The sequence below is a fragment of the Pseudogemmobacter sonorensis genome, assembly GCF_042762395.1.
GTDB lineage: Bacteria > Pseudomonadota > Alphaproteobacteria > Rhodobacterales > Rhodobacteraceae > Pseudogemmobacter > Pseudogemmobacter sonorensis.
In genome coordinates, this window is the sequence record NZ_JBEFZE010000042.1 from 23,545 (window position 1) to 29,600 (window position 6,056).

Here is a 6,056-nt window from a genome sequence, read left to right on the forward strand (position 1 = left end):
CTTAAGTAAGGTGGCGATTATTCGTGCCGACGCTTGATCGGATAGTGCAACAGCAGCCGGTAGCCGCCCTTCATCATGGCAAGACCATGGGCGACCAGGCGGCGGGCCTTGTTGCGGCGCGGATCACTTTCCCAATCGACATTGTCGCCACGAAAACCGAGCAGCACTTCGGCGATGGTGCGATGGCTTTCGCCATGCAGTTTGGCGTCAAGCGCCCGCAGGGAGAGGATATGAAACTGGCGCATCTGCGACGGCATGGCGCGGAAATCCGGGCCTGGCGCGCGGCCGTTCAGCGAGCGCCACAACCGCCGCGCCGCATGGGCGCGCAGCTCGAGGAAGGAATCCATCGGCAGGGTGACGGCATAGAACGCCGCCGCGTCGGGGACCGCTTCGGGAAGCCAGAACTGATGCGCGACACCATCCACGCGCCAGAGTCCGTGCCAGCCATCGTCCGCGCGTCGCAGATCGAGGCCGTCGAGATGGGCCAGCGTGAATGTCGGCGCCTCCGGGCTGGGCGGCGCGGGGGCTGGCGACAACATGACGGCCTGGGGCTGAAGGCTCGGAATCCAGAACTGGGATTGCCGGTCGGCGAGCATTTCAGGGTCGCAGGGGAAATCGCAGCCCCCAGCGTCGAGCAAAAGCATCGAGCCGGGAGCCTGGTGGATTCTTCATGCGCGAAATAGCGCGGAAGTCTTGATGATATTCATCATCGCGTCTGAGATATTCCCAGGCAAAACCGGCGGCGGGGATTGTCTTTGCGTGCCTGTAGGCCACCGATGCACGCCAATCTATGCCTGACAGCATGGCGTCACCTCTTCATCCGGGCGCTGAAAGTCTGCACCAGAAGTAAAGAGTCAGGGAAAGGACAGAATAAAACTAGCAAGGCGGGCATTATATAGTGAGAGTCCGGCCTTATCAGCGCCAGCATTTTTTCGGCTCTGGCAAGAGCCGGCGAGCCGGGCATGATGCCCGGCGAGCGCAATTTTTTGGTCTGGCGGCGCCCGGACATGCGAAGGCCGCCGGTCCATCTGGATCGGCGGCCCTGGTGTTTCGGTCTTGTGGTTATCCTATGGGCGAAGCGGACGCCAAGGCTCTTTCGTTCCGGCGCGGCGGTAATACAGCCGGCGGCAACGGAACGTGGTCCAGGTGTAAAACAGCGGCTCCATGCCGTGCCACCAGTCCGCGTCTATGTCGCCGCAACGGCCCTCGAACACCACGTTTTCCCTCGCGTCGCAAAGCCAGAACTCCATCGGTAGGGCGTCGCCCTGTTCAGGCTTCCCGCGGATGGGAACGCCCTCCTCGTCCTCGCCCATGCCAAGGCAGTTTCCCCAATAGTCCTTCGTTACGATCCAGCGCATGATGAAATCCTCTGTATTGCAGGGGTGCGGCGCCCGCCGCCTTGACGGGCGCGCTTTACAGGCCGGTCTATGCCGCCGCCTTGCCGTGCTGCTGCTGCATCCATGCAAGCCGCCTGCTGGCCGTCTCATGGTGCCGGCTGTCCAGCTCAACGCCGAGCCAATCGCGGCCGAGCTGCTGCGCCGCCGCCAGTGTCGAGCCGCTGCCGCTGAACGGGTCCAGCACAAGGTCGCCGGGCTTCGTGAAAGCCTCGATCAGCGGACGCAACGCCTCGACCGGCTTTTGCGTCGGGTGCAGCTTGTTGCCCGCATAGGGGAAGTCGATCACGTCCGGGATGGGGTTATCGGGCAGGCAAACATTGCCCTTCGCCAGCAAGTAAGCCTGTTCGTGCTGGTAGCGCAGGAACTTCGCCGATGACGCATAACGCTTGCGGAACACGATATGCCCGACGATGCGGAAGCCTGCCGCCTTCCATGCGTCCATGAAAAGATCGACCTTGTTCCAGCCGTAGAACGAAATGGCGAAACCTCCATCCTTCAAAACGCGGTGCATCTGGTTGAACGCGGGGCGCAGCCAACGGGCATTGTCGTCGTTCGCCACGGTCCTGCCGTCACGGCTGCAATAGTTCACCAGATAGGGCGGATCAGTCAGAATGAAGTCCACCGATCCCCTCTCGAAAGAGCGCATCGCCTGGATGCAATCGGCATTGAAAATCACGTTGCGGGGGGTGTTGGCGTTGCCGGTCATGTCTCTGTCCTTTGGATTTTGGGTTCAGAGCAGCGAAGCGCCGCTCCTGAACCCTTGCCCGGCGGCGAGCCAGGGGTAGCAAGGCGCAAGAGAAGTCTTTGGTTCGTGGAATAATTGGAGGGGACCCGCTTGCGGGGAGGCGGCCGTTTATGCCGCGAAAGGGCAAAGAGTTTTCTTGCGGTGCGCGAGGGCAACGCCCTTAGCTCTTGCCTTCACAAACCGGGTTACTTTCGTCCTTCGACCGGATAGATTGGGCGCAGAGCAGACGCGCTGCTCCGGGGCTTCGAAACCCCTCACGAATGGCTGGTGCTGGCCAGAACCGCACCACACTCCTTGACCTTATGGTCGGGGAGCCCGTGGCGCATGTCCAGGGCTACCCGCCTAAAGGCCACGGGGCCGTTTCGTGACGGTTTCGAACTCCCCGATCACCAGGGTGACAAGGATGGTTTGCGGGGGCGCACCGCGGACACCATTCCGAGAAGCAGGGAGACGAACCGATGCGTGTCCAGCCGGAACTGGACCCCGATGTCGAGGACGAAGCACCGACCGGCCCCGACATTACGACCTACGACGAACAGCATTTCGTGACCTATCTGCGCCTGCTCGACGCGGACAAGGAAGGTGCGGACTGGACCGAAGTGGCGCAGATCGTCCTGCACCGCGATCCCGCCGCCGATCCGACGCGCACACGGCGCTGCTGGGAAAGCCATCTCGCCCGAGCGCGGTGGATGACGAAAACCGGCTACCGGCGGATTCTGGAACAGGCCGTCCAGGAGCAGACCCGGCACAACCGGCATTGAAGGTCGCCAGGTTCACTTCTCGGCCGTGAACATTTCGCAGAAGAGCCTTTCCGACCGCGCGATGCCTTCTTCGGTGAGCCAGACGGATTTCGCCTTGTTGACAGGATCGCCGATGAAGCCTTTCTCGTGCAGCCGGTTCATCGCGGTCCAGTCGAATCCCTTCCAGGCGCGGCCATCGCGGTCGAGGGTAAGGTAGAGCAGCGCGAGAACCGCATCGTCGATCTTGTCCTCGTCGATCTCCATTGCGCGATGCTCTCCCGATTACAGACCATCCCTATTATACTCCACGGTATCCCATATGCCGCACGGCTGCGATACGGGGCTTTTCTTTCAGGCGCGAGCGGTTCTTCGATGATCCCTGCCCCTTTCGGGCATGGGATTTCTGGAGACGATGACGCCCAAACGCGACAGGATCAGCATCGAGGTCATAGGACCGGAAACGGGCGGAAACGATCCTGCGCGCGCCGATGCAGCCATCCGGTCCCTCGCCCGGCTGATCGGCCGCCAGATCGCCCGCGAGCAGTTCGAGCGCAAGATCGCGCTGGAACGCAGGGCGCAGAAAAAGCGCCCGGCAGGCGGGGATGCATAACTCCATCCTTGCAATAACACGAATTACACGTATAATTTGGGCATCCCAATCGAAAGGATGCCTGCCATGCCGACAGTCGGTTCCCTCGAATTCCAGCGCAAATTCGGCGAGTTCCAGCACCAGGCGCAGCGCGAGCCGGTGGAGATCACCCGGCACGGGCGGCGCGAGTTCGTGCTGATGTCCGCCGACCACTATGACTGGCTCCGTGCCGCCGCGCAGCGGACGCATCGCACGGCGGACGCCGCCGATGTGGTAATCGACGCCGTTGAACGGGCCGAAATGGACCCCGAACATGCCCACCTCGACGACCTGCTGAAGTAAGGTGGGCGACGTGGCGATCCCTGAACCGAAGCCCGGCCTCGTCCTCCGCTACGATTACCTCTGGACGCATGAGGCTGCCGCCGGCCAGGATCAGGGCAAGGACCGCCCGGCCTGCCTCGTCGCCGCGACCGATGCCCTTATGCGTCCGCGCCATGTGGTGCTGCTGCCGATCACCCACACGCCGCCCTCCGGCGATACGGTCGGCATCGAGATCCCTTTGAGCGTGAAGCAGGCCATCGGCCTCGACGACGCGCCAAGCTGGGTGATCGTCTCGGAACACAATATCGACGAATGGCCCAATGGCGGGCTGTCGCCGGTTCCTGGCAGGCGGGGCGAGTTCGCCTATGGCTTCATCCCGCCGGGGCTGTTTGCGAAGATCAAAGCCAGCTTCCTCGAACTGGCCCGCGCGAAGAAGAGCGGCGCCGTGCGCCGCTGACCATGGAGTTTTGAAAGGACCGGCTGATGACCCGCGTTGCCCTCTATGCCCGCTATTCCTCCGACAACCAGCGCGAGGCGTCCATCGACGACCAGCTCCGCATCTGCCGCGAGCAGGCGAAGCGCGAGAAGTGGAAGATCGTCGGCACCTACAAGGATGCGGGCATTTCCGGGGCGAGCATGATCCTGCGGCCCGGCATCCAGATGCTGTTGCAGGACGCGCAGGCGGGCCAGTTCGACATGGTGCTGGCCGAGGCGCTGGACCGCATCTCGCGCGACCAGGCCGATGTGGCGACGTTGTTCAAGCATTTGAAGTTCGCTGGCGTTCCCATCGTCACGCTGGCCGAGGGCGAGATCAGCGAGCTTCATGTCGGCCTCAAGGGAACGATGAACGCGCTGTTCCTCAAGGACTTGGCCGCAAAGACGCATCGCGGCATTCGTGGCCGTGTCGAGGACGGCAAATCGGGGGGCGGGCTTTGCTACGGCTACAAGGTGGTGAAGCAGCTCGATGCGCGCGGCGATCCGATCCGGGGCGACCGCGAGATCGACGCAGCCGAGGCCAATGTCGTGCGACGTATCTTCCGCGAGTTTGCCGCAGGCATCGGCCCGCGCACCATCGCTCGCACACTCAATGAGGAAGGCGTCCCCGGCCCCGAAGGCCGACTCTGGAGCGACACTACCATTCGCGGCCATGTGAAGCGCGGCACGGGCCTCGTGAACAACGAACTCTATGTCGGCCGCCTGATCTGGAACCGGCTGCGCTATCTCAAAGACCCGTCGACCGGAAAGCGCGTCTCGCGGCTCAACCCGGAATCGGAATGGATCGTCAAGGACGTCCCCGATCTGCGCATCGTCGACGACGAACTCTGGCAGGCCGTGCGCGCCCGTCAGGGCGAGATCGCCGAGAAGTTCGCCAATGTCACCGAGGCCGTGCGCGCGCATCACAAGAAGAACCGGCTGAACGGCGCGCGGCGTCCAAAGTCACTTCTGTCAGGACTGGTATTCTGCGGCTGCTGCGGCGGTCCCTACTCGCTGCGCGGCGCCGACCGCTTCGCCTGCTCGAACCATATCAGCAAGGGTTCCTGCTCCAACAGCCGGGGCATTGCGCGCGAAGATTTGGAGCGGCGCGTGCTTGCCGGATTGAGGGACCGGATGATGGCGCCGGAGATCGTCGAGGACGCGATGCGCGCCTATGCGGAAGAGACGAACCGGCTGAACCGAGAACGCCGCTCGAACGGCGATTCCTGGAAAGCCGAGCTGGTGAAGGTCGAGAAGCAGATCGCGCAGATCGTCGAGGCCATTGCGGACGGCATGTATCATCCGTCGATGAAGGAGAAGATGACCGGGCTGGAAGCGCGCAGGGAAGAACTGACGGCCCTGCTCGCTGATGCTCCGGCGGACACGCCGGACATTCTGCCGAGTGCTTCGGCCATCTACGCGAAGAAGGTCGTCGCGCTGACGAAGGCCCTGAACCAGAAGGAAGAGCGGCAGGAAGCGTCGCAGGATTTGCGCGCCCTGATCGAGAAGATTGTGCTGACTCCCGGCCCGGAACGCGGGGAACTCTACGCCACGCTGCATGGCGAACTGCGGACGATCCTCGAATGGACGGAGCGGCAAGCTGTTGGAAAGACTGCCAAAACGACAAAACCCGCCGCTGGTGCGACGGGTTTGTCTGTATCGGTGGTTGCGGGGGCAGGATTTGAACCTGCGGCCTTCAGGTTATGAGCCTGACGAGCTACCGGGCTGCTCCACCCCGCGGCCATTGATCCCGGTTTTGCTATGGGATCTTTAGGTTAATCGTTTAGAGG

10 protein-coding genes and 1 tRNA gene are annotated in these 6,056 nt (G+C 62.8%); 5 read left to right on the plus strand and 6 right to left on the minus strand.

Annotation, left to right across the window (positions count from 1 at the left end; genetic code table 11):
- Positions 1–17: 17 nt before the first annotated feature.
- From ABNX41_RS19720 to ABNX41_RS19735, 4 genes are all read right to left on the minus strand, one after another.
- Positions 18–596 carry a DUF2285 domain-containing protein gene (locus ABNX41_RS19720; RefSeq protein WP_438671408.1) on the minus strand — a complete coding sequence of 193 codons (579 nt, stop codon included), beginning with the start codon at positions 594–596 and terminating at the stop codon, positions 18–20.
- Position 597: 1 nt separating this feature from the next.
- The gene (locus ABNX41_RS19725; RefSeq protein ID WP_438671409.1) at positions 598–804 is read right to left on the minus strand and encodes a transcriptional regulator domain-containing protein; all 207 of its coding nucleotides are present in this window, start codon (positions 802–804) and stop codon (positions 598–600) included.
- Between the two features lie 263 nt (positions 805–1,067).
- Positions 1,068–1,358 (minus strand): hypothetical protein, encoded by a 291-nt coding sequence (locus ABNX41_RS19730; RefSeq protein ID WP_438671410.1) that lies wholly within the window; start codon positions 1,356–1,358, stop codon positions 1,068–1,070.
- A gap of 67 nt (positions 1,359–1,425) precedes the next feature.
- Complete coding sequence (locus ABNX41_RS19735; RefSeq protein WP_438671416.1) at positions 1,426–2,073, minus strand: DNA methyltransferase; 648 nt, start codon at positions 2,071–2,073, stop codon at positions 1,426–1,428.
- A gap of 527 nt (positions 2,074–2,600) precedes the next feature.
- Here ABNX41_RS19735 and ABNX41_RS19740 point away from each other — a divergent pair.
- Positions 2,601–2,903 carry a DNA -binding domain-containing protein gene (locus ABNX41_RS19740; protein WP_438671411.1) on the plus strand — a complete coding sequence of 101 codons (303 nt, stop codon included), beginning with the start codon at positions 2,601–2,603 and terminating at the stop codon, positions 2,901–2,903.
- A gap of 12 nt (positions 2,904–2,915) precedes the next feature.
- On the opposite strand, the gene ABNX41_RS19745 is transcribed toward ABNX41_RS19740, so the two are convergent.
- Entirely contained in the window at positions 2,916–3,146 is a 231-nt protein-coding gene (locus ABNX41_RS19745; protein WP_438671412.1) for a DUF6429 family protein, read from the minus strand.
- 148 nt (positions 3,147–3,294) lie between these two features.
- Here ABNX41_RS19745 and ABNX41_RS19750 point away from each other — a divergent pair, with 148 nt between their 5' ends.
- The 4 genes from ABNX41_RS19750 (at position 3,295) to ABNX41_RS19765 (ending at position 5,973) form a co-directional block, all read left to right on the plus strand.
- Positions 3,295–3,492: a hypothetical protein gene (locus ABNX41_RS19750; RefSeq protein ID WP_438671413.1), complete on the plus strand. Its 198-nt coding sequence runs from the start codon at positions 3,295–3,297 to the stop codon at positions 3,490–3,492.
- Between the two features lie 66 nt (positions 3,493–3,558).
- A complete protein-coding gene (locus tag ABNX41_RS19755; RefSeq protein ID WP_128238287.1) occupies positions 3,559–3,813 on the plus strand; it encodes a type II toxin-antitoxin system prevent-host-death family antitoxin in 255 nt (84 codons plus the stop codon).
- Position 3,814: 1 nt separating this feature from the next.
- On the plus strand, positions 3,815–4,249 hold the full coding sequence (locus ABNX41_RS19760; protein ID WP_438671414.1) for a hypothetical protein: 435 nt from the start codon (positions 3,815–3,817) through the stop codon (positions 4,247–4,249).
- A 26-nt stretch (positions 4,250–4,275) separates the two neighbouring features.
- Positions 4,276–5,973, plus strand: a complete 1,698-nt coding sequence (locus ABNX41_RS19765; RefSeq protein ID WP_438671417.1) for a recombinase family protein — start codon at positions 4,276–4,278, stop codon at positions 5,971–5,973.
- Here the strand turns inward: ABNX41_RS19765 and ABNX41_RS19770 are convergent.
- Positions 5,930–6,006, minus strand: a tRNA-Met gene (locus ABNX41_RS19770). The genes ABNX41_RS19765 and ABNX41_RS19770 overlap by 44 nt on opposite strands.
- Between the last annotated feature and the right edge of the window lie 50 nt (positions 6,007–6,056).